Origin of the sequence: Ureibacillus manganicus DSM 26584, assembly GCF_000772945.1 — a bacterium.
In the GTDB taxonomy this organism is placed as follows: Bacteria; Bacillota; Bacilli; order Bacillales_A; family Planococcaceae; genus Ureibacillus; species Ureibacillus manganicus.
Genome location: NZ_JPVN01000017.1, coordinates 31,113 through 53,581 on the forward strand (window position 1 = coordinate 31,113; position 22,469 = coordinate 53,581).

The 22,469-nt window shown below is 36.6% G+C and carries 22 protein-coding genes; 21 read left to right on the top strand and 1 reads right to left on the bottom strand.

The window, feature by feature from the left end; genetic code table 11:
- Positions 1 to 258 precede the first annotated feature (258 nt).
- Positions 259 to 1,710 (top strand): carbon starvation CstA family protein, encoded by a 1,452-nt coding sequence (locus CD29_RS13725; protein ID WP_036187969.1) that lies wholly within the window; start codon positions 259 to 261, stop codon positions 1,708 to 1,710.
- Between the two features lie 161 nt (positions 1,711 to 1,871).
- Here CD29_RS13725 and CD29_RS13730 read toward each other — a convergent pair whose 3' ends face one another.
- Entirely contained in the window at positions 1,872 to 2,273 is a 402-nt protein-coding gene (locus CD29_RS13730) for an S-layer homology domain-containing protein (RefSeq protein ID WP_052124168.1), read from the bottom strand.
- A gap of 768 nt (positions 2,274 to 3,041) precedes the next feature.
- On the opposite strand from CD29_RS13730, the gene CD29_RS13735 reads away from it, so the two are divergent.
- The 20 genes from CD29_RS13735 (at position 3,042) to fabG (ending at position 22,465) form a co-directional block, all read left to right on the top strand.
- On the top strand, positions 3,042 to 4,064 hold the full coding sequence (locus CD29_RS13735) for a LacI family DNA-binding transcriptional regulator (RefSeq protein WP_081976264.1): 1,023 nt from the start codon (positions 3,042 to 3,044) through the stop codon (positions 4,062 to 4,064).
- A gap of 79 nt (positions 4,065 to 4,143) precedes the next feature.
- Positions 4,144 to 5,034 carry a 3-hydroxyacyl-CoA dehydrogenase family protein gene (locus CD29_RS13740; protein ID WP_036187974.1) on the top strand — a complete coding sequence of 297 codons (891 nt, stop codon included), beginning with the start codon at positions 4,144 to 4,146 and terminating at the stop codon, positions 5,032 to 5,034.
- Between the two features lie 145 nt (positions 5,035 to 5,179).
- Positions 5,180 to 6,004: an IclR family transcriptional regulator gene (locus tag CD29_RS13745; protein WP_081976265.1), complete on the top strand. Its 825-nt coding sequence runs from the start codon at positions 5,180 to 5,182 to the stop codon at positions 6,002 to 6,004.
- Positions 6,005 to 6,016: 12 nt separating this feature from the next.
- Positions 6,017 to 6,490: a VOC family protein gene (locus tag CD29_RS19720; protein ID WP_052124169.1), complete on the top strand. Its 474-nt coding sequence runs from the start codon at positions 6,017 to 6,019 to the stop codon at positions 6,488 to 6,490.
- A 6-nt stretch (positions 6,491 to 6,496) separates the two neighbouring features.
- Positions 6,497 to 7,273, top strand: coding sequence for an SDR family NAD(P)-dependent oxidoreductase (locus CD29_RS13755; RefSeq protein ID WP_169716187.1), 777 nt, complete (start codon positions 6,497 to 6,499; stop codon positions 7,271 to 7,273).
- Positions 7,274 to 7,303: 30 nt separating this feature from the next.
- Entirely contained in the window at positions 7,304 to 8,317 is a 1,014-nt protein-coding gene (locus CD29_RS13760; RefSeq protein WP_036187978.1) for a TRAP transporter substrate-binding protein, read from the top strand.
- Positions 8,318 to 8,322: 5 nt separating this feature from the next.
- On the top strand, positions 8,323 to 8,805 hold the full coding sequence (locus CD29_RS13765) for a TRAP transporter small permease (protein WP_036187979.1): 483 nt from the start codon (positions 8,323 to 8,325) through the stop codon (positions 8,803 to 8,805).
- Positions 8,798 to 10,063, top strand: coding sequence for a TRAP transporter large permease (locus CD29_RS13770; protein ID WP_197061769.1), 1,266 nt, complete (start codon positions 8,798 to 8,800; stop codon positions 10,061 to 10,063). The genes CD29_RS13765 and CD29_RS13770 overlap by 8 nt, the downstream gene beginning before the upstream one ends.
- Positions 10,064 to 10,104: 41 nt before the next feature.
- Positions 10,105 to 10,866 (top strand): SDR family NAD(P)-dependent oxidoreductase, encoded by a 762-nt coding sequence (locus CD29_RS13775; RefSeq protein WP_036187981.1) that lies wholly within the window; start codon positions 10,105 to 10,107, stop codon positions 10,864 to 10,866.
- A 97-nt stretch (positions 10,867 to 10,963) separates the two neighbouring features.
- On the top strand, positions 10,964 to 11,167 hold the full coding sequence (locus tag CD29_RS13780) for a 2-hydroxymuconate tautomerase family protein (protein WP_036187983.1): 204 nt from the start codon (positions 10,964 to 10,966) through the stop codon (positions 11,165 to 11,167).
- A gap of 17 nt (positions 11,168 to 11,184) precedes the next feature.
- Complete coding sequence (locus tag CD29_RS13785; protein WP_197061770.1) at positions 11,185 to 12,174, top strand: thiamine pyrophosphate-dependent dehydrogenase E1 component subunit alpha; 990 nt, start codon at positions 11,185 to 11,187, stop codon at positions 12,172 to 12,174.
- Between the two features lie 12 nt (positions 12,175 to 12,186).
- The gene (locus tag CD29_RS13790) at positions 12,187 to 13,176 is read left to right on the top strand and encodes an alpha-ketoacid dehydrogenase subunit beta (RefSeq protein WP_036187985.1); all 990 of its coding nucleotides are present in this window, start codon (positions 12,187 to 12,189) and stop codon (positions 13,174 to 13,176) included.
- A 23-nt stretch (positions 13,177 to 13,199) separates the two neighbouring features.
- Positions 13,200 to 14,438, top strand: a complete 1,239-nt coding sequence (locus CD29_RS13795) for a dihydrolipoamide acetyltransferase family protein (RefSeq protein WP_036187987.1) — start codon at positions 13,200 to 13,202, stop codon at positions 14,436 to 14,438.
- Positions 14,439 to 14,473: 35 nt separating this feature from the next.
- The gene (locus tag CD29_RS13800; protein WP_140422912.1) at positions 14,474 to 14,920 is read left to right on the top strand and encodes a VOC family protein; all 447 of its coding nucleotides are present in this window, start codon (positions 14,474 to 14,476) and stop codon (positions 14,918 to 14,920) included.
- Positions 14,921 to 14,966: 46 nt separating this feature from the next.
- Positions 14,967 to 16,094: a mandelate racemase/muconate lactonizing enzyme family protein gene (locus tag CD29_RS13805; protein WP_036187992.1), complete on the top strand. Its 1,128-nt coding sequence runs from the start codon at positions 14,967 to 14,969 to the stop codon at positions 16,092 to 16,094.
- A gap of 15 nt (positions 16,095 to 16,109) precedes the next feature.
- Positions 16,110 to 17,144, top strand: a complete 1,035-nt coding sequence (locus tag CD29_RS13810) for a zinc-dependent alcohol dehydrogenase (protein WP_036187995.1) — start codon at positions 16,110 to 16,112, stop codon at positions 17,142 to 17,144.
- An 82-nt stretch (positions 17,145 to 17,226) separates the two neighbouring features.
- The gene (locus CD29_RS13815) at positions 17,227 to 18,363 is read left to right on the top strand and encodes a glycerate kinase (RefSeq protein ID WP_036187998.1); all 1,137 of its coding nucleotides are present in this window, start codon (positions 17,227 to 17,229) and stop codon (positions 18,361 to 18,363) included.
- Between the two features lie 24 nt (positions 18,364 to 18,387).
- Positions 18,388 to 19,650, top strand: a complete 1,263-nt coding sequence (gene larA, locus CD29_RS13820; RefSeq protein ID WP_036188001.1) for a nickel-dependent lactate racemase — start codon at positions 18,388 to 18,390, stop codon at positions 19,648 to 19,650.
- Between the two features lie 870 nt (positions 19,651 to 20,520).
- Positions 20,521 to 21,699: a thiolase family protein gene (locus CD29_RS13825; protein WP_036188004.1), complete on the top strand. Its 1,179-nt coding sequence runs from the start codon at positions 20,521 to 20,523 to the stop codon at positions 21,697 to 21,699.
- A gap of 25 nt (positions 21,700 to 21,724) precedes the next feature.
- Entirely contained in the window at positions 21,725 to 22,465 is a 741-nt protein-coding gene (gene fabG / locus CD29_RS13830; RefSeq protein ID WP_081976267.1) for a 3-oxoacyl-ACP reductase FabG, read from the top strand.
- The last annotated feature ends 4 nt before the right edge of the window (positions 22,466 to 22,469 follow it).

Consider the following 22,469-nt stretch of genomic DNA (forward strand, 5'->3'; position numbering starts at 1 on the left):
GTTGAAATTGTAGAAAGCTCATATAAATCCTGTGAGTTTATAAAATGTAGAAAACTTTTTTAGCCGAAATTTTTGTAGAAACATAAATAAATTTCTTCTTTGCTGCATAAATAAATGTAAGGGTTTTCAACTTTGAAAAATTCCTATCATATTCTGTTATATTAATATATTAAATTTGTGATTGCTGTTATATAACATGATATGATACTATTATTTTTGTAAGTATCAGAATTTTCTAATAGGGGTGGGGATGAGAAAATGATTACGTTTTTAGTGTGTATTGCCCTTCTAATTGTGGGTTATTTCACGTATGGCAAGTTTGTCGAGAAAGTATTTGGTTCAAAACCAGCTCGACCAACACCGGCATTTGTTAATGCAGACGGAGTTGACTATGTGCCAATGTCAACGCCAAAAAACTCTCTAATTCAGTTATTAAATATTGCAGGGACTGGGCCAGTATTTGGACCAATTGCAGGAGCATTATATGGACCTGTAGCATTTGTATGGATAGTCGTTGGATGTATTTTTGCAGGAGCTGTTCACGATTATTTAACAGGAATGATTTCTATTCGTAACAAGGGAGCGCACCTTCCTGAACTGGCTGCAAAATTTTTAGGTAAGTTTATGAAACACGTTGTAAATGTTTTTGCACTTTTATTACTTATTTTAGTTGGTACTGTATTCGTTACTTCACCAGCGATGTTAATTAGTAATTTATTGAATGGACAGGTTGCACTTGCTGTGATTGTTGCAGTTATTTTTGCTTATTATATTCTTGCAACATTGCTTCCTGTTGATAAAATTATCGGTCGCCTTTACCCATGGTTCGGTGCGGTTTTAGTTATTTCTGCAGTTGGTATCGGTATTGGTTTGATTTTCACAGGAGCACCAATTCCTGAATTAACATTTGCTAACATGCATCCAAATAGTTTACCGATTTTCCCATTAATCTTCTTTACGATTACTTGTGGGGCATTATCTGGATTCCATGCGACTCAAACACCAATTATTTCTCGTACAACACAAAATGAAAATCAAGGTCGCAAAATTTTCTACGGTATGATGATTGCTGAAGGGATTATTGCGATGATTTGGGCTGCTGCTTCAATGAGTCTATTCGGCGGTTATGGTGGGTTAAATGAATTATTAGCAGCTGGTGGTCCTGCTGCTGTAGTTAGTCAAGTTTCATTACTAATGATGGGTACAATTGGCGGTACGCTTGCAGTAATTGGGGTTATCATCTTACCAATCACTTCTGGTGATACTGCGTTCCGTGCAGCACGTATGATTATTGCTGATTATTTCAAATTCGCTCAAGGTAAATTATTAAGTCGTTTATGGATTGCGATTCCTTTATTCGTTATTTCATTCTTATTAACAAGAATCGACTTTAATATTTTATGGCGCTACTTCTCATGGGCAAACGGTGTAACTGCTGTAATTGCACTTTGGGTCGGTGCAATGTATTTATTCTTATCTCACAAAAATCACTGGATCGCAACGGTTCCAGCAACATTTATGACATCTATGTGTTTTGTATATATCCTGTATGAATCAAAAATGGGCTTCGGTATTCCACTGACTGCTTCATACGTTGGTGGCGCAGTTCTAACAGCTGCGATTGTGGCAATCTTCTTCATCTCGGGATATAAACAACGTGGAAGCTCGTTCTTATTGGACGAAGATGTATCTGGGTTTAAGGTGAATTAGAGTTGAGCGGGACGAGGGGAGGTACCTCGTCCTATTTTTTTTGACTGTGATAATAAACTGTTGTTTTGTCCCATGAAAAAAGTCGATTTGATCACAGTATTTGTGATAAATCGACTTTTTCATTTTATGAAATGGGACATTGAACTGCCCCTAACTGCAGTCTAAATTTCTTCTAATAATTTTAGAACCTGGTAAAGCATTACTGCTGCTTCAGCACGTGTTGTGTCTTTTTTAGGTGCAAATTTGTTGTTACCGATATCTTTAATGATATTTAGAGCAGTTGCTTTTTGAATAGCATCTATCGCGTAAGTACTAATGTTGTTTTCATCAGCGAACTTATTAGATGTTGAAGTTGCTTCTAGTCTACTATCCTCTTTGTATTCAAGTGCTCTCATAAGCATTGCTGTCATATCTTCACGAGTAATTTTGTTATGTGGATTAAAGTTGCCCTCTAGATCTCCAAAGACAATTCCAGTACGTTTTGCTACTTCAATTTGTAGAACACTCTTAGTAGAGGTGATGAAGACTTTTGAGTAGATGAGCGGTCTGAAAAGGATCATCATAGGGTAGATGAAGACCTTTTAAGTTAGATAATCGGCAAGAAAAGGTCCTCATAGGCTCGATGAAGACCTTTTGAGCTGGATAATCGATCGGAAAAGGTCCTCATAGGGTAGATGAAGACCTTTTGAGCTGGATAATCGATCGGAAAAGGTCCTCATAGGGTAGATGAAGACCTTTTGAGCTAGATAATCGACCAGAAAAGGTCATCATAGGTTTGATGAAGACCTTTTGAGCTGGATAATCGACCGGAAAGGGTCTTCATAGGGTTAATGAAGACCTTTTGAGTTAGATAATTGCCCAGAAAAGGTCCTCATAGGGTAGATGAAGACCTTTTAAGTTAGATAATTGCCCAGAAAAGGTCCTCATAGGGTAGATGAAGACCTTTTAAGCTAGAAAATCGGCAAGAAAAGGTCCTCATAGGGTAGATGAAGACCTTTTGAGTTAGATAATTGCCCAGAAAAGGTCATCATAGGCTTGATGAAGACCTTTTGAGTTAGATAATCGGCCAGAAAAGGTCCTCATAGGCTTGAGAAAAGTACTACCATGGTAATGAGTGGAACAACAAAAACATATCCCTCTATATCGAAAGTAGATTTTTGTAACCCTTTACACAAAATTTACAAAATATATTTACTATTCAGAAAAAAGCATCTATAATTTAAGTACAAGGCAGAAATCTAAACGATTAGATTAGAAATTTCTTCCTTGGTAGTGTTCGTAGTAATTATTTATACTAGAGATAGTAGAAATAATACTAATAATAATCTGGAGTGAAAGTATTGAAAGGCACCGAGAAATTAACGATCAAAGATGTAGCAAAGAGGTCTGGCTTTTCTGTTGCGACAGTATCCGCAGTCATTAATGACGTACCTATCGTTAGTGAGAAATCAAAAAATAAGATTTTACAAGTCATTGAGGAAATGGGATATCGACCAAATACGATTGCTCGAAGTTTAAAAAAGTCAAAAACTTCAACATTAGCGATTATCGTTAAAGATATCACGAACCCCTTTTATCCGGAGTTAATCTCTGGGATTGAAGAAGTGGCTTGGAGTAAGAATTACGAAGTGTTTCTATGTAATACCGAAAATGATATAGAAAAAGAAAAAAAGTATATTGATAACTTAATAAGCAAACAAGTGGATGGTGTGTTTCTTTCAACATCTTCGCTAGATCGAATTGTTGACTACACTGTATTAAGTGATAGTAATATCCCTTATGTGTTTGTGAATCGTAAGCCAAATGTGTTATTTGATAATGAATGGTTTGTGGGAACAGACAACTATGCAGCAGTTCAAAAAGCGATTCGATATATCATTTCTAAAGGAATTAAGGATATTGCATTTTACGCAGGTCCACAAGAATACTGGACTTTTAATCAGCGACTTCTAGCTTTTAAAGAAACGATGGAAAAAGAAGGACTTGAAGTAAAGGATGAGTGGATCTTTACCCGCGAAGAATTCAACGAAGAAACTGGATATAACAATACGCTTAAATTAATAAAAGATAGTAAACTACCAGAGTGTATATTTTGCTCCTCAGATCCTTTAGCATTTGGTGCTTACAAAGCATTATCAGAAAATAATATTAAAGTTCCTGATGATATGTATTTAATGGGAACGGATAATAATAAATTTGGTGAACTCATTGGACTTAGTTCCATTGATATGAATAATAAACAACTCGGTAGGGAAGCAGCAGAAGTATTAATTGATGTATTAAAGAATAAAGAAACACAAAAGAAAAATGAAATCATTTTACCACCAGAGTTAATCATAAGAAGTAGTTGTTAATGTTATGTATGGCCGAAATAGATTACTATTTAGGCCTTCATTATAAAAAATCTAAACGATTAGATTGGAGTTGGATAATTTGGAAATTAGAAAAGTTGCTGTCGTTGGTGCAGGGTTAATGGGCTCAGGAATTACTCAAGTGATTGCAGAAGCAGGGTTTCCTGTTACTTGGGTGGATATTTCTACGGAACAATTGAACAAAGGAACTGAAAAAATTAAGTCTCTACTTGAAAAGAAAGTGAAAAAAGGTCTAGTCGATGCATCTTATGTTGATGCGACATTACAAAATATTACTATAACAAATGAGCTTCAAGATGCATACGATGTGGATTTAGTGATCGAAGCAGTTCCAGAAAACCTAGATTTGAAGAAGAAGGTATTTAAACAACTTGATGAGACTATTAATGAAAACGCTATTTTAGCTTCTAATACATCTGCATTATCAATTTCTGCAATTGGTTCAGTAACAAAACGACCACATAAAGTTGTTGGTACTCATTTCTTCTACCCAGTTCCAGTAATGGGCTTATTAGAAGTGATTCCAGGTTTAGCAACATCCGAAGAAATCACGAATCTTGCACTTGAATTTGGTGAAAAAATCGGGAAAAGACCTGTGCTTTGTAACGACTTCCCAGGGTTTATCGTGAATCGTTTATTAGTTCCTATGGTCAATGAAGCTGCTTACTTAGTCATGGAAGGTGTGAAACCTGAAGATGTTGACGCAGCTATGCAAATTGGTGCCAACCATAAAATGGGTCCATTAACTTTAGCTGATTTTGTTGGAATCGAGACATTGACGGCAACAATGGAAGGGCTTTATGAAGGATTCAGAGATTCCAAATATCGCCCATGTCCGTTACTTGTGAAAATGGTTGAAGCTGGAAAATTAGGGGTAAAATCAGGCTCAGGATTCTATGAATACGATGCGTCTGGTAAGAAAATTGCAAAAGGCGAGCTAGTTAAACAATAACGAATTTCGTTATTTTAGTATTGTTTTTTCTCGATATTTCAAAGTTTTGCTGTCATAGTCCAATCGTCCCGTTAGACAAATTTCGACAAAATAAGTCAGAATTTTTATTTAATTTTTATTGACTAAATTCTGAATATTCAATAACATGAATAACATGAAATGGAACTCAGTTCCAAAATATGATGCTCGAGGCGATTGGATCATGACAAACAACGTAAATGACAAAGTACTGTTAGTTCTAGAAGCAATTTGCGATGAAAAATCAGGTCTTACATACAGCGATATTGTAAATAGGCTCTCTTTACCAAAAAGTACCACTCATCGAATATTAGATTCACTCAAACGAATGAATTATATATCCTTTGATGCAAAAACGGAGCGTTATTCAACTGGTTTGAAGATCATTGAACTTGGAGTTAAAGGTTTACAACAACAAGAATTAGTAGATGTTTCAATTGATTTTTTGAAAAAACTTACTGAAATCACAAATGAAACTTCATTTTTATCAATCTTAATCGAACCAAATGAAATCATTCATATTTACAAAGTCGAAAGCTCCTATTCTATTCGCACAGGTGCTGACCTTGGAATCAGAAGACCGTTCTACGCAACGGCTGTTGGGAAGATTATCGTAGCACATCTAAATGATGATCAGATTCATGAAATTGTGAAAAGTACTCAATATAGCTCTTTTACAAAAAATACAATGACAGATCCTACATTCCTTATAGAAGAACTTCGTCGGGTTAAGAAAATGGGTTATTGCATGGATGATGAGGAGATTGAGTTAGGTTTAACTTGTTTTGCAGTACCTGTCTTTAACTGGACAGATAATGTAATAGCTGCAATTAGTGTGGGTGGCCCAACAGATCGTATGAAGTCAAAGGAACACCTAATCGTTAGTGAATTACAAAAGACATCCATAGAGATTTCAAAATGGTTAGGATATCACAGGGAAACTGTTCAATAAAGGAGGGATCACTTGGTAAAAGGAATTTGGCATTTTAGTTTTACAGTAAAAGACATTGAAAAATCTAAACGTTTCTATTCCGATCTTCTAGGCTTGGAAGTGGTTCATGAACAAGTTCAAAACAATGAATATACTTCAAAATTAGTAAATTATGAAAACGCTCACTTAAAGGTTGTAATGTTTGGGATTCCAAATGTAGATCATGGAGTTTCAGGTCATGTGATTGAACTTGTAGAGTATGTTAATCCAGTGGGAAATGATATCGAGCTTGAAACGAAGAATACAGGTGTAGGTCATATTGCTTTTGTCGTAGAGGATATACATCAAGAGTTTAATAGATTAGTAGCTGCAGGTGTAAAGTTTAAAGCCGAAGAACCAATCAGTATTGTTGCAGGGAGAAACAAAGGTGGTTATACGATTTACTTCTACGATCCTGATGGAATCACATTAGAATTGTTCCAACCACCAAAGCAAAGTGGGGTGTAGAGCTTGTTGCTACAAGGGAAAAATGCAATTGTTACTGGAAGCTATCAGGGGATAGGTAAAGAAGTTGCATCAAAGTTTGTATTAGAAGGTGCAAACGTTGTACTCATCGATCTTAATGAAAAGATTACCGAAACAGCTCTTGAGCTTCAAAACCTAAATGGTGAAGCTAAAATCGTTTCAATTCAAAAAGATCTTTCAAATGTAGGTTTAATACCTGAAATCATTGATGAGATTAAACAGCATTTCAATTCAGTAGACATTCTAGTTAACAACGCTGGGATATATAGAACAGAAAACATTTCAGATATTACTGAAGAATCATGGGACCAAGTGTTTAACATCAATCTTAAGACGACATTTTTCCTTTCGAAAGAAATTGTTAAATTGATGATGGAAAATGAAAGCGGTTGTATATTAAATCTTTCGTCAGTAGCAGGGAAAAAGGGAAGACCATATGGCGCACATTATGCCGCGAGTAAGGCAGCAGTAATTAGTGTTACGAAATCGTTTGCAGAAGCTTACGGCCAATATGGTATTCGAACAAATGCTTTATGCCCAGGAATTATTCGAACAAGTATGATCGAGTCAATTATAAATAATCGATCAGCTCTTGAAAACAAAACAACAGGTGAAATTGAACAACAATATTTAGATAAAATTCCTTTAAACAAATTAGGAACACCTGAAGATGTCGGACAGTTTGCAGCTGTTATCTGTTCGGATTATTCATCTTATATAAATGGACAAGCAATCAATGTTTGCGGTGGGTTTGAAACAGATTAAAAGATTAAAAAAAACAAGGGGGATATTCTAATGAAAAAAATTATTTTGTCAGTGTTATTGTTCACAGCGTTATTTGTGTTAGCGGCATGCGGATCAAGCTCTAATGGTGGGTCAGGTTCATCATCAGATAAAATCGTATTAAAATTCGGTCACCATTTATCTGAAAATCACACGTTAGGTAAGCAAGCTACATTATTTGCAGAAAAAATTGCAGAAAAAACTGATGGAAGAATTACAGTTGATGTATACGCAAATGGTCAAATCGGGGATCAACGCGACTTAATCGAAGGTTTAAAAATCGGTACAGTTGACATGTCTTTAGGGGATACAGCAGTAGTATCAAACTACTATACTCCACTTGGAATTCTAGATTTACCTCAAATGTTTGATTCGATGGAAGAAGGTATGGAAATCGTATCAGGTGAATTAGGGGATGTATTCAAAAAAGAAATTGAAGAACAAATTGGTATTAAAACATTAGTAATCGAACCAGTAGGATACAGATTTACAGTTTTAGGTAAAGATAAGAAAGTAAGCTCTTTAGATGATTTTAACGGGTTAAAGCTTCGTACACTTGAATCTCCACAAATCGTAGGAACATTTAAAGAGTTAGGTGTTCAAACAGTAGCGTTACCAACTGGAGAAGCATTATCAGCAATGGAAACAGGTGTAGTAGATGGATTAGAAAGTAACGCGGAATTTTTATCTACAATTAACATTTGGGATTTAGGTAAATATATCGTTGAAACAAACCACAACTTAACATTCGAAACAATTAATATTAGTACAGCAACTTGGGCGAAATTAAGTGCTGAAGATCAAAAGCTAGTTCTTGAAACGTTGGATGAATCAGTTGATGCATATTTCCAAGATTCTTTAGCTGCGAATGTATCTGCAAGAGAGTTGATGGAAGAAAAAGGAATGGAGACATTAGATATTGATGTATCAAGAATGGATCCAATTTCTGAAAAAGTTACTGAAGGATATGTAAAAGATAACAAATTAGAGAAGTACCACGAAATTATTAAAAAAGCTAAGGAGTGATTGTATTGAAACACTTAGCAAAAATAGCAGATACCTTAAGTGTAATATTATTTGCACTACTCGTAGCAGATGTATTTTTACAAGTACTTGCACGTTTGTTTAAAATATCGAATGTTACATGGACAGAAGAACTTTCAAGATTCTTGTTTGTTTGGTTAATATTTATCGGTGCGTTTACAATGATTCGCCGTGGTATGAATATTCGATTTGATTTAGTTGAAGATGTTCTGCCAACGAAGGTTTGGAAAATTACATTTACGATAGGAAATATTTGTAGTTTGTTATTCCTAGTTGTCATTGCATTTTACGGTTCACAATTAGCAATCATGAACATGACTCAGTTATCACCAGTTATGCAAATCCCAATGGGACTTGTTTATGCGGCATTGCCAGTAGGAGCAATTTTAATGATAGCTGCACAAATTGAACTTTACTTTAAATTAATGAAAAATCGAGGTGAGAATCTTGCTCATAGTTCTAGTGATTAGTTTTTTATTATTAATTACAATTGGGGTCCCTATCGCATTTGCGATGGGAGCCTCCTCACTCTTTAGTTTATTTGCAGACGGTGGGTTAGGACTAGCCCTCATACCTCAACGAATGTTTACAGGGATTAACTCGTTTGCACTACTTGCGATTCCGTTATTCGTTTTAGCTGGATCGATTATGGAACACGGCGGTATTTCGAGAAGGTTAGTGAACTTCTCGAATGCACTCGTCGGCTATATTAGTGGTGGTTTAGGATTATCAACAGTTTTAACAAGTATTGTTTTTGCCGGTGTATCTGGATCTGCTGCTGCTGATACTGCTGCAGTAGGAAGTGTAATGATGCCAGCCATGAAGAAAAAGGGTTACCCTACAGGACTTGCGGCAACGATTCTTGCCTGTGCGGGATCATTAGGACCGATTATTCCTCCAAGTTTAACGATGATTCTTTATGCGGTAATTACTAACGTTTCGATCGTTGGATTATTTATCTCTGGGATTATTCCTGGGTTACTTATGGGATTAGGTTTAATGTTACTTACTTATTATTTTGGTAGAAAATTAAACTTAAAAGAAGATGGTAAACCAAGCTTTAAAGAAATTAGTAAAGCTACAGTTGAAGCAGTTTGGGCATTAATTATGCCTTTAATCGTTTTAGGTGGAATTGTATTAGGTTACTTTACAGCAACTGAAGCTGGAGTTATCGCAGTAGTGTATGCATTAGTTATCAGTATGTTTGTCTATAAAGAGTTAGATATGAAAGGCCTTTACAAAGTTTTTGTTGAATCAGCTGCTACAACGTCAATGATCGCAGTTATTATTGCAGGTGCTGGTATTTTAGGTTGGTTAGTAGCGTTTGGAAAACTTCCATTAATGGTAGTAGGCTTCCTAACAAGCATTACAGATAATCCAACACTTCTATTATTATTAATTGTTGTGTTCATCGTATTCTTAGGAATGTTTATCGAAACAATTGCAGCAACAATTATCCTTGCTCCAATTTTAGCTCCATTAGTAGTAACGATTGGTTATGATCCAATTTACTTTGGATTTGTTATCGTAGCAAGTTTAGTATTTGCAGGTATTACACCACCAGTTGGAGCGATTTTAAATATTGCGGTCGGTATAGGAAAAGGAAAACTAAAAGAGACAATCCCTTATGTTATCCCTTACTTCTTAGTTATGTTAGCCGTCGTAGTTTTGGTTGTATTTGTACCACAAGTTGCTACTTATCTACCATCAATTTTATTACCTCAGTAAATTCTGATGTGTACACTCATTAATACAATTTGGGGGTCAAAATGGATTTTTTAGAAAAGGTTGTTGTTATTACAGGTGGTACAGGTGGAATTGGATCTAAAACGGCGGACTTATTCTATAACGCTGGGGCAAAGGTAGTAATTGCTGATGTCAACGAACAGAGACTACAAGAAATGAAAGAACAATACAACAATAATATTTTTACGATTAAGGTGGATTTGAACGAAGAATCTGAAATAGATTCAATGTTTCAGACAATCATAGAAACCTATGGAGCAGTGGATGTTTTTGTTAATAACGCTGGTACTGAAGGAAAGCTATGTGACTTTGAGGATATTCAACTTGAAGACTTACTAAGTGTTTATCGAATAAATGTATTTGCGCCACTGTTGTGCATGCAACATTGTATTCGACATATGAAAAACCGTGGTGGGTCGATTGTAAATCTTGCATCGGTTGCAGGTGTCGCTGGTTCTCCAGGATTAGGAGTCTATAGTTCTTCAAAGCACGCGTTAATAGGGCTTACAAAAACAGCCGCTCTTGAAAATGTAACGAATAATATTCGCGTGAATGCCATTTGCCCAAGTCCTGTAAAAACTCGAATGATCGATTCAATTGATAGCATGAGAACACCAGGTGATTTTTCGAAATCTAGAAAGGAATACGAGGCGAAAATACCAATGAATCGATATGCAGATCCGATAGAGATTGCTAACTTAATATACTTTTTAGCATCAGACAAAGCTTCTTATATAACAGGAGCTGCTTATCGTATCGATGGTGGTATGGGTGCAAGAGCTTAAAAATTTGGGGATATTGAAGATTCAAAAGTAGATAAATTACTTTTATCTTTAAATACCCCATTTTTATTTTTCCTAAAAACAAACAGGGGGTAAATGTATGCCATATATAGCTTTAAAACTTGTTGAAGGAAGAAGTATCGAGAAAAAAAGAGAGCTTGTCTCATCAGTAACAAAGGCAGTGTGCGACAGTTTAGAAATTACTCCAGACAATGTAAGAATCGAACTCATCGAACTAAAAGCAGACCTTTTTAGTATTGGTGGAGAGTTAGTATCTGACCGTGATCAAGTAAAAGCGAAATAAGGAAAGGATGACGACAATTGTTCAACCTCGAAGTATCAGATCCAGCAAACTTGCTATTTTCGAAAGAAGAAAGCTTACGAATTTTAGATCAATTAATTACGATACGGAAATTTGAAGAGAAATCGATTGAATTGTACAAATCAGGGCTAATGGGAGGCTCTTTGCACGGATATATTGGCCAAGAAGGCGTTGCTGTGGGCGTTTGCAGTCAGTTAAATAAAGATGATTATTTAACGGTAACTTATCGTTCAAGAGGTCAAGCAATTGCAAAGGGTGCCTCTATGGAGAAGTTATTTGCAGAAATGATGGGGAAAGTTGACGGGTATTGCAAAGGAAAAGGCGGACCAATGCACATTACTGACTTAGAGATTGGTTTTTTAGGTGCCAATGGAATCGTCGGTGCAGGGATTCCAATTGCAACTGGTGCAGCTTTTACCGCTAAAAAGAAAGGAACTTCCCAAGTTTCTGTTACATTCTTTGGCGATGGTGCAACAAATCAAGGTGTATTCCATGAAGCATTAAATTTAGCGTCCATTTGGAAATTACCTGTCGTATTTGTTTGTGAGAATAATTTATATTCTGAAATGTCACCAATTGCAGATATGGTGCCAAACGAACATCTTGCAGAAAGAGCATTAGCTTACCATATTCCAGCTGTTATCGTTGATGGAAACGATGTAGAAGCAGTAAGTAAAGTAACGCAAGAAGCAGTAGAAAGAGCGCGTAATAATGGTGGTCCGACATTTATCGAAGCGAAGACGTATAGACAACAAGGTCATATGTTTGGGGATGCTGAAACGTACCGTACGAAAGAAGAAGTCAATGAATGGAAAAAGAAAGATCCAATTCTACTCTTTACGAATAAGCTTATCGAGCTAGGGCTTGTTACAGACGAAATTGTTGAACAGCTCTCTCATGAAATTGAATTGAAAGTCGAAAAAGCCTATCAATTTGCTCTTAATAGCGAGCAACCAAACTATGATGAAATCTTCACAGATGTTTTTTAGGGGGATGTGTATATGACTAGACAGATTACTTACGCGGAAGCGATTAATGAGGCTTTGGATGAAATATTAAGAGAAGATGAATCGGTATTTTTGTTAGGTGAAGATATTGGTCATTACGGTGGTGTGTTTAAAGTAACAAAGGGACTTTACGACAAGTTTGGCGGGGAACGAGTAATTGATACACCAATTTCAGAGTCAGGTTTTATCGGTCTTGGAATCGGTGCAGCTATGACAGGTTTAAAACCAATCATTGAAATTATGTGGGTTGACTTTACTTTAGTAGCGATTGACCAAATTTTAAATCAGGCTGCAAAATTTAGTTATATGTCTGGCGGGCAAACGAAAGTTCCACTTGTTATCCGTACGCAAGGCGGTGGGGGACGAGGAAATGGGGCTCAACATTCTCAAAGTTTAGAAGGATTATTCGCCCAATTCCCAGGGATCAAAGTAGTTTGTCCATCAACACCTTATGATGTGAAAGGATTATTAAAGTCCTCGGTTGCAGAGAATGGTCCAGTCATTTTTATAGAACATAAAATGCTCTATAACACGAAGGGAGAAGTTCCTGAAGAAGACTATTCAATTCCTCTAGGTAAAGCAGATATTAAACGAAAAGGTTCTGATGTAACGATTGTCTCTCTTTCAAGAATGGTGCAATTCTCTTTAGATGCAGCAAAAGAGCTTGAAAAAGAAGGTATTGATGCAGAAATTATTGATCTTCGAAGTTTGGCTCCACTCGATACTGAAACAGTTATTGAGTCAGTTAAAAAGACGAACCGTTTAGTCGTTGTACACGAAGCACATACAACGTTTGGTTGGGGTGCAGAAATCGTGAGTCAAGTTCAACAAGATGCTTTTGACTATTTAGACGGACCAATTATTCGAGTTGGCGCGGAAGATGTTCCGATTCCATACAATCTTGAATTAGAAAAAGAAGTATTACCACAAGTAAAAGATATAGTAAAAGCGGTTAAAGAAGCGCTTTATATTGAAGTAAAATAATTGGCTGAGGGGAGGGAGAAAATTTGAAAATACCTGTTAACCTTCCGAAAATGGGTTTAACGATGGAAGAAGCAACAATTGTGAAGTGGTTAAAACAAGCTGGTGATGTTGTAAACAAGAACGATGTTTTACTTGAAGTTGAAACAGATAAATCTGTTCTTGAAATCGAAGCACCAACTGCAGGTACTGTAATTGAGCGTCTTTTTGATGAAGGTGATTCGATTAAAGTGTCAGAAACGATTTGTATTTTAGAAAATGGTGAAAAAGGTACTGATGAAAAAACTACTAATCCAGTGAATGTTCAGGACCCGCCTGTAGTTCAAGAAGAGTCGATAATAGTGGCGGCTACAAGTTCGAAAAATGCGCCAATGTATCCGCGTTTTCCAAACAAACCAGTATCACCTGCTGCAAGAAGAAAGGCTCACGAAATGGGACTGACAGCAGAAGAAATTCAGTCAATTAAAGGATCTGGCCCTAGAAATCGAGTGATTTTAAGGGATATAACTTCTTATTCAAAACAAGTGAATCCTGTAAGCCAAACGACGAATGTAGAACATAATGTAATAGATTCAAATGTCGAATTTGAAAAGTTAACTACTATTCGCTCACTAACTGCTAAGAAATTAACGGAAAGTTTCCGCGATGTTCCACAATTTATGATTAAGAAAAGTATTGATGTCACAAACATCAATGACATAAAAAATAAGCTAAGCGAGTTAAATATTAAAATCTCTTTAAATGATTTTATAATTCAAGGAGTTTCGCAGGCAATTCAGAAGAATAGAATTGTAAATAACTATTTCATAGAAACTGAAAATGAAATGCGTATTCAAAAGAATAATAAGATCAATGTAGGTTTAGCAGTGGCAATTGATGGTGGTTTAGTTGTACCTGTCGTTAAAGATGCAGATCAATTATCTTTAGTTGACATTGCGAGAAAAAGAGATGATCTAATTCAAAAAGCTCGAACAAATCGATTAACACCAAATGATATGAATGAAGGTACAATTACAATTTCAAATTTAGGGGCATTTGGGGTAGATGAATTTAACGCAATCATAAATAAGCCAGAAGCTGCAATACTAGCAGTTGGCTCAGTGGTGAAACAACCAGTTGTCAATGAAGCTGATGAAATTGTCGTAAAGCCTATTTTAACGATTACGGCATCTTTTGATCATAGAATCCTCGATGGTGCAGTTGCAGCTCAATTTATGAAGGACTTATCAGCTATTCTGGAATCAAAAGATTGGAAGATTGTTTAATTTTTGAAAGCAGGTGAGTGATAGTGGGAGGATATGTGACTGGTTTTTACCATGCAGGTGTGACAGTTCAATCGATGGAGAAATCTTTAGATTTTTACTGTGGATTATTAGGCTTGGAACTGTATTCACTAAGAGATGCGACAGAGGAATATATCATGAAGATTGTAAATGTTCCTGCTGAAAAAATCCGAGTAGCCTTTTTAAAGGTGCCAGGTAGTGATGCAATGGTAGAACTTTTAGAATATGTAGGAGTCGAACGTCATCCAAGTAGCGTCAGACCTTGCGATTATGGTTCAGGTCATTTCTGCTTATACGTAAGTGATCTAGATAAGGTCTATAGTGAACTGGCTTCAAAAGGTGTACAGTTCAGGTCAAATTTACCGATTGTTTCAACTGCTGGTTTAAACAAAGGTGCAAAAATTGTTTATTGTATCGATCCAGATGGGTATTTAATCGAGTTAATTGAACCTGTGAAAAAGTAAGGTTCGTTTATTGGACTTTTAAGATGAATGATGAGGAAGTGCCAGAATGGAGATTGTCAAAAATATTAAAGTATCTACTATAAATATTCCTCTAGATGATCCAGTTTGGCTAGGAAGTTATTCAGTTAATAGTAGAGAATATTGTTTGGTAGAGGTTATTACGAATCTTGACCGCATTGGAGTTGGACTTGCTTTCACGCGCGGTGGAGATTTAAGCACGGCTATTTTAAAAAATATTGCACCATTTGTTATTGGTGAAGATGTTAATAATATAGAAGCTATTTGGGAAAAAGCATATATTGGGAATCGTTTAAATGGACGTCAAGGTTTATTCATGCGAGCACTTTCCCTTGTAGATTTAGCCTTATGGGATTTAAAAGGGAAGAAAGCGAATATGCCTCTTTATGAATTATTAGGAGGCTATAAAAAATCTATTCCTGTCCTAATGGCTGGTGGGTACTACGCTCCAAACAAAGATATTACACAACTTTGTCAGGAATATGAGGAGTACGTCGAACATGGGTACAAACAGTTGAAGTTAATGGTCGGTGGGGCTTCGATGGAAGAAGACTATGAGCGCTTTGTCGCTCTTAGAAAATTCCTTCCAGATGATGTTTCATTAGCAATTGATACGAATGGTAGTTGGACAGATCTTCATGAAACTGCAAGATGGGTCAATAAAGCCGAGAAGGAAGGCTGTTATCTTTCATTTATCGAGGAACCTTTACCACCTGAAAATAAGGAAGGTTTGTCTCTTTTAAGAAATAAAATCGATACAAAAATTGCAATGGGTGAATTTATAGCAGGGCGTTGGGAGTTTCTCGACATCATGAACCGCCAAGTAGTCGATGTTGTAAGAGCTGATACAACGCTTTGTGGTGGAATAACTGAATGGAAAAGAATTGCTTCTTTAGCAGCAGCTCACAACCTGAAATTATTCCCACACTATTATGCATCGCTTCATTTAAATGTAGCATTAGCCTTTCCAAATGTTGAAATGATCGAGGTTGTGTCAACGAAAGGAAAAAATAGTAGCTTCTCATTAATCGCAGGTGAAAATTATACAATTCAAAATGGAGTTGCAACTCCAAAAGATTTACCTGGATTAGGGCTAACAATTGATGATGAACTGGTGAAATTTTATTTAACGACTGAAGCATCATTTATTTCATAAAAAGTAGGTGAAACAATGAAAGCATTATTGAAGGTGAACGAGGGTTACTCAGGTGTCGCTCTACAAGATATACAGGAACCTGCAATTGAATCTAACGAACAGATTAAGATAAAAGTACATGCTGCAGGGATTTGCGGTACGGATATGCATATTATTTACGATGAATATCCAGTAAATATGCCCGTTGTGATGGGTCACGAATTTTCTGGAACAATTGTTGAGCTTGGAAGTGACGTGAAAGATTTTTCTATTGGAGATCGAGTTGTTTCTTTAACGGCAGCTGTGACATGTGGAAAATGTATTTATTGTAAACAAGGGGTTTTGATGTTATGTAACTCAAGAAAATCGATAGGTTCTGGAGTGAACGGTGCTTTTGCGGAATATTTAATTGTTCCATCTAGAGCTGTCTATAAAATCCCAGAAAATATTAGTCTTGACGAAGCAGCATTATCTGAACCTTTAGCTTGTGTTGTGAGATGTTTGATCGAAAGAGGAACTGTTACATCAAACCATCATGTTGTCATATCCGGTGTCGGGGCAATGGGAATGCTTGCATTACAAGTAAGTGTTGCGAATGGTGCGAAAGTGGTTGTGGTTGGAACGTCAAGAGATAAGGATCGACTTGAAATTGCAAAAGAATTTGGTGCCTATGAAGCCATTAATATTGAAAATCCTGAAGCTTTTGAAAGATTACAAGAATTAGGTGGACCTTATGGATTTGATGTTGCCATTGAATGTGCTGGCCATGAATCTTCTTTAGATAATAGTATCCAATTATTAAGAAAACAAGGGGAACTTATACAAGTTGGCTTATTTGGGAAACCGATTCGATTTAACTCTGATTTACTATTAATGAAAGAGATTAAATATGTAAATGGTTTCGCATCAAATCCAACTTCATGGGACATCGCCTTAACATTAATGAAGGAAAACAAAGTTTCTTTAAGTAAATTAATCTCACATAAATTTGCTTTAGACGATTGGGAAGCGGCCATAAATTCTGTGAAACAGGGTCAAGGTTTTAAAACATTGTTTATGCCGAATGCTTAAAACGAATACTCTATAATTCTAACTAAGAGTTATAGAGTATTATTCTAATTTTATCGATTATAAAAAGAATGAGGGACAAAATATGAAAATTGTTATCGCACCGGATTCTTTTAAAGGAAGTTTAAATGCAATTGAAGTTTCAAAATCCATCGAAAAAGGCATAAAGAAGGCTGATCCTGAAGCAAATATTGTACTAATTCCAATGGCTGACGGTGGGGAAGGCACAATGGAAACATTGGTTGCCTCTACGAATGGATATCAAAAACAAGTTACTGTTACAGGGCCACTTGGTGCAAAAGTGGAAGCATCGTATGGTGTCCTTGGAGACTCTGAAACTTGTGTAATTGAAATGGCTAGTGCATCGGGTTTACATTTAATCGATTCAAGAGAGTTGAATCCATTTAAAACTACTACATATGGTGTCGGAGAGTTAATAAAAACAGCGCTGGATGACGGATTTAGAAAATTTGTGATCGGCCTTGGTGGTTCTGCTACAAATGACGGTGGAGCTGGTATGCTCCAAGCACTTGGTATGAAACTTCTTGACGTAAATGGCAGTGAGGTTGCCCATGGTGGTGGGGAATTAATTAATATTAAAGAAGTCGATTTAAGTAGTTTTGACAGTCGAATTAAGGATAGCGTATTTATTATTGCATCTGATGTACAAAATCCAATGATTGGGCCTCAAGGTGCTTCTCACGTTTTTGGTCCGCAAAAAGGTGCAACATCAACAATGGTGCGACTTTTGGATGAAGGAATGAAGAATTGGGCTGACCAAATTGAAAAAGTTACTGACGTTTCCCTTCATGACCGTCCAGGAGCTGGTGCAGCTGGTGGAATCGGGGGTGCTTTCCAAGCATTTTTCCCTTCAGAAACTAGAAGAGGCATTGATATCGTCATCGAGTATACAAAATTAGAAGAAGTGATTATAGATGCTGATTTTGTTATTACAGGTGAAGGGAAAATTGATGATCAAACTGTTTTTGGAAAAACACCAATGGGAGTCGCACAAATCGCTCAAAAACAAAACGTCCCTACAATTATCCTTGCAGGAACGGTAGGAAAAGGCATTGAGCAACTATATCAATATGGCGTTATAGCTGTCTTTAGTATTATCAATAGACCACTAACATTAAATGAAGCAATTCAAGGTGCACAGGAGCTGTTGGAAAATACAGCAGAACAAATTACACGGTTGTTGATGAAACACGGCAAATAAGTTTGTGTGAAGGGGGAGTTTCAAATGGAGGTAAATTTACTTTATGGCCGAGATGGTCTGTTGATTGATGTTCCAGAGGATACATTTATCGTTGAGCCGAAACATGTACCGAAATGTGATAATGAGGAAGAAGCTGTTATTGAAGCTTTACGAAACCCAATCGGAAGTTCACCTTTAAAGGAACGAGTAAAGTCTACAGATAAAGTCGCAATTGTAATTAGTGACATTACAAGACCAACTCCGAATCATATATTAGTTCCTTTGCTAATAAAGGAGTTAGATCATGTACCGTTGGAAAATTTTGTTATTATTAATGGAACAGGTACCCACCGCGATCAAACAAAAGAAGAATTTATTCAGATGTTAGGTGAATGGGTTGTTGAAAACGTTCGTATTATTAATAATCAATGTCACAATAACGAAGCACTCGTAAAAGTAGGGGAAAGTAGATTTGGTTGCGATGTTTATTTAAACAATGAATATGTAGAGGCCGATTTTAGAATCGTCACTGGGTTTATCGAACCTCATTTCTTTGCGGGATATTCAGGTGGTCCAAAAGGAATTATGCCGGGTATTGCGGGAATTGAAACGGTCATGACATTCCACAATGCGAAAATGATTGGCGACCCAAAAGCGACTTGGGGTAACATGCAAGGAAATCCAGTGCAAGACATGACAAGGGAAATCAATAGAATGTGTAAACCTGATTTCATGCTAAATGTTACGTTAAATAGAGAAAAAGAAATTACTGCAGTGTTTGCTGGAGAGCTATATGAAGCACACGATAAAGGTTGTGCCTATGTTGAAGAACATGCAATGGTAAAATGTGAACAACGTTTTGATGTGGTGATCACTTCAAATTCTGGTTATCCATTAGACCAAAATTTATATCAAGCGGTAAAAGGGATGAGTGCAGCACAAAAGATTGTGAAAAAGGGTGGCACAATCATTATTGCTTCTGAATGTTCAGATGGTATTCCAGACCATGGGAACTTTTATAAAATACTGCAATTAGCAAAAACACCACAAGAGTTGCTTGATATGATTAATAATCCTGAATTCAAAATGTTTGATCAATGGCAAGTGCAAAAACAAGCAGTGATCCAAACTTGGGCAGATGTCTATGTTTATTCGCAATTATCAGAAGAACAAGTGACAAATTCATTGTTGAAGCCGACAGATAACATTGAGAAGACTATAGAGGAATTAAGAGAACAATACGGTGAAAACATGTCCGTGGCGGTGTTGCCATTAGGTCCGCTAACGATTCCGTATGTGCACGAGTGATCCACAAGCGTGAGGAAGTTGGGGAAGTGTGTATGTGATGGGTTGTAATGGACAGTAGGAGTGAAAAAAGTAGGTGAGTTGTCCAATATCGTGGCGATATTGGACAGTAGGAGTGGAAAAAGCTGGTGAGTTGTCCAATATCGTGGCGATATTGGACATTAGGAGTGAAAGAAGTAGGTGAGTTGTCCAATATCGTGGCTATATTGGACATTAGGAGTGAAAGAAGTAGGTGAGTTGTCCAATATCGGAGCTATATTGGACAGTAGGAGTGAAAAAAGTAGGTGAGTTGTCCAATATCGTGGCGATATTGGACAGTAGGAGTGAAAAAAGTAGGTGAGTTGTCCAATATCGGAGCTATTTTGGACAGTAGGAGTGAAAAAAGTAAGAGAAGTGTCCAATATCCGGGCGATATTGGACAGTAGGAGTGAAATAAGTAAGTGAAGTGTCCAATAACGTGGCGATATTGGACAGTAGGAATGAAAAAAGTAGGTGAAGTGTCCAATATCAGGGCTCTCATGGACAAAAACGTAAGGAAAAGTGAAGGAACTGTCCATGAGAAGCTGTCTCATGGACAAAAGTGCGAGAAAAAGCGCAGGAACTGTCCATGAAGCGGCCTCCGCACAAAATCCTCATTAATTTGAATAATAATTAACAGATAATTCTAAAAGTATTTACAAATCAGAAAAATGATTTTATAATTAAGCTAGTTATCTAAATAACTATTATTTTTTTGAAATAAAATCTAAACGTTTAGATTCACGAAACTAGTGGATTTTCCAACATGGAAATCTCTAACTATATCAAAAAATCTAATCGTTTAGATTCTAAAATTGTAAACAAAACTTCAACCATTTGAAAGGGGATAATGAAATGAAAGAAGTAGTAATCGTAGGGGCAGCAAGAACGGCAATTGGAACTATGGGTGGAACAATTAAGGATCTACATCCTTCTGAATTAGGTGCAATTGCAATTAAAGAAGCATTACAAAGAGCGGGTGTAGCAGCGGAATCAGTTGAAGAAGTCATTGTTGGTAGTGTTGGGCAAGTTGCTGAAAACGCTTTTATCGCACGCATGTGTGCAATTGAAGCAGGAATTCCTACTCATTCAACAGCATTAACGGTGAATCGTCTATGTGGTTCAGGACTACAAGCTATTAATAGTGCAGTGCAAGCAATTCAAACAAACCAAGCGGATATTATCGTTGCAGCTGGAACAGAAAATATGGATTTACTTCCATACTACGTTCGAAAAGGCAGATACGGATATAAAATGGGTCATGACATTTTAGAAGATGGTTTATTAACTGCATTAACAGATCCATTTGGAAAATATGCAATGGGTGTTACAGCTGAAAAAGTAGCTGAACGTTTTAACGTTTCTCGTGAAGAACAAGACGCATTTGCATTAAAGAGCCAAGAAAAGGCTAAACAAGCAATTGAAAACGGTTACTTCGACGATGAAATTGTACCTGTTGAAGTAAAAGGCAGAAGAGGCGAAGTAACAATCTTTAATAAGGATGAGCATCCTCGCGACACTTCCCTTGAAAAGTTAGCAAAACTTAAACCAGCATTTGTTGAAAATGGAACTGTTACTCCAGGGAATGCATCTGGTATTAACCAAGGCGCAGGGGCAGTAGTCATTATGTCTAAAGAAAAAGCAGACGAATTAGGATTAAAACCTCTTGCTTATATTCGCGAACAAGCGGTAGCTGGTGTTGACCCAGAAATTATGGGATTTGCGCCATCACCTGCAGTGAAAAAAGTATTAGATAAAGCAGGATTAACATTAAATGATATCGATTTAATCGAATTAAATGAAGCATTTGCTGCACAATCTGTAGCAGTTATTAAAGATTTAGAAATTGATGAAGAAAAAGTTAACCCGAATGGTGGAGCAATTGCACTAGGACACCCAATTGGTGCGAGTGGAACAATCTTAACTGTGAAATCAATTTATGACATGAAACGTAGAGGTCTAAAACGTGCCATTATCACAATGTGTATTGGTGGAGGCCAAGGAATCGCTACTATTATCGAAAACGCTGAGTAATTTTTAATATAAGGAGAGAATTTCAATGATCGATTTAACAGGAAAAGTAGCCATTGTTACAGGTTCAGCCCGAGGTTTAGGACGCGGAATTGCCGAAAAGTTAGCAAGTCTGGGCTCACAAGTAATTATTTCAGATATTAACGCGGAAGGATTAGAAATTACAGCTTCTGAATTCCGTGACAAAGGTTATAAAGTAGATTCATATGTTGCGAATGTTGCAAAACGTGAAGATGCTGAAGCATTAGTACAATATGCAATTACTCAACATGGCAAATTAGATATTTTGGTAAATAACGCAGGTATTAACCGCGATGCGATGCTTCACAAAATGAACCAAGAACAATGGGATAGTGTGATTGGGGTAAATTTAACTGGTGTATTCAACGTTTTACAACCAGCAGCAATCCATATGCGTGAACAACAATCGGGTCGCATTATTAACATTTCATCTGCAAGTTGGTTAGGAAATATCGGGCAAGCAAACTACGCAGCAGCAAAAGCAGGTGTGGTTGGTTTAACAAAAACGGCAGCTCGTGAACTAGCTAAATTTAATGTGACATGTAATGCGATTTGTCCAGGATTTATCGAAACAGATATGACACGTGGTGTACCAGAAAAAGTTTGGGATACGATGATTTCAAAAATTCCGATGGGCAGAGCAGGTAAACCAGAAGATGTGGCTAACATGATTGCCTATTTAGCATCTGACCAAGCTTCTTATATTACATCTGAAGTTATTAATGTTGGTGGGGGCTTTATTCTCTAAAATA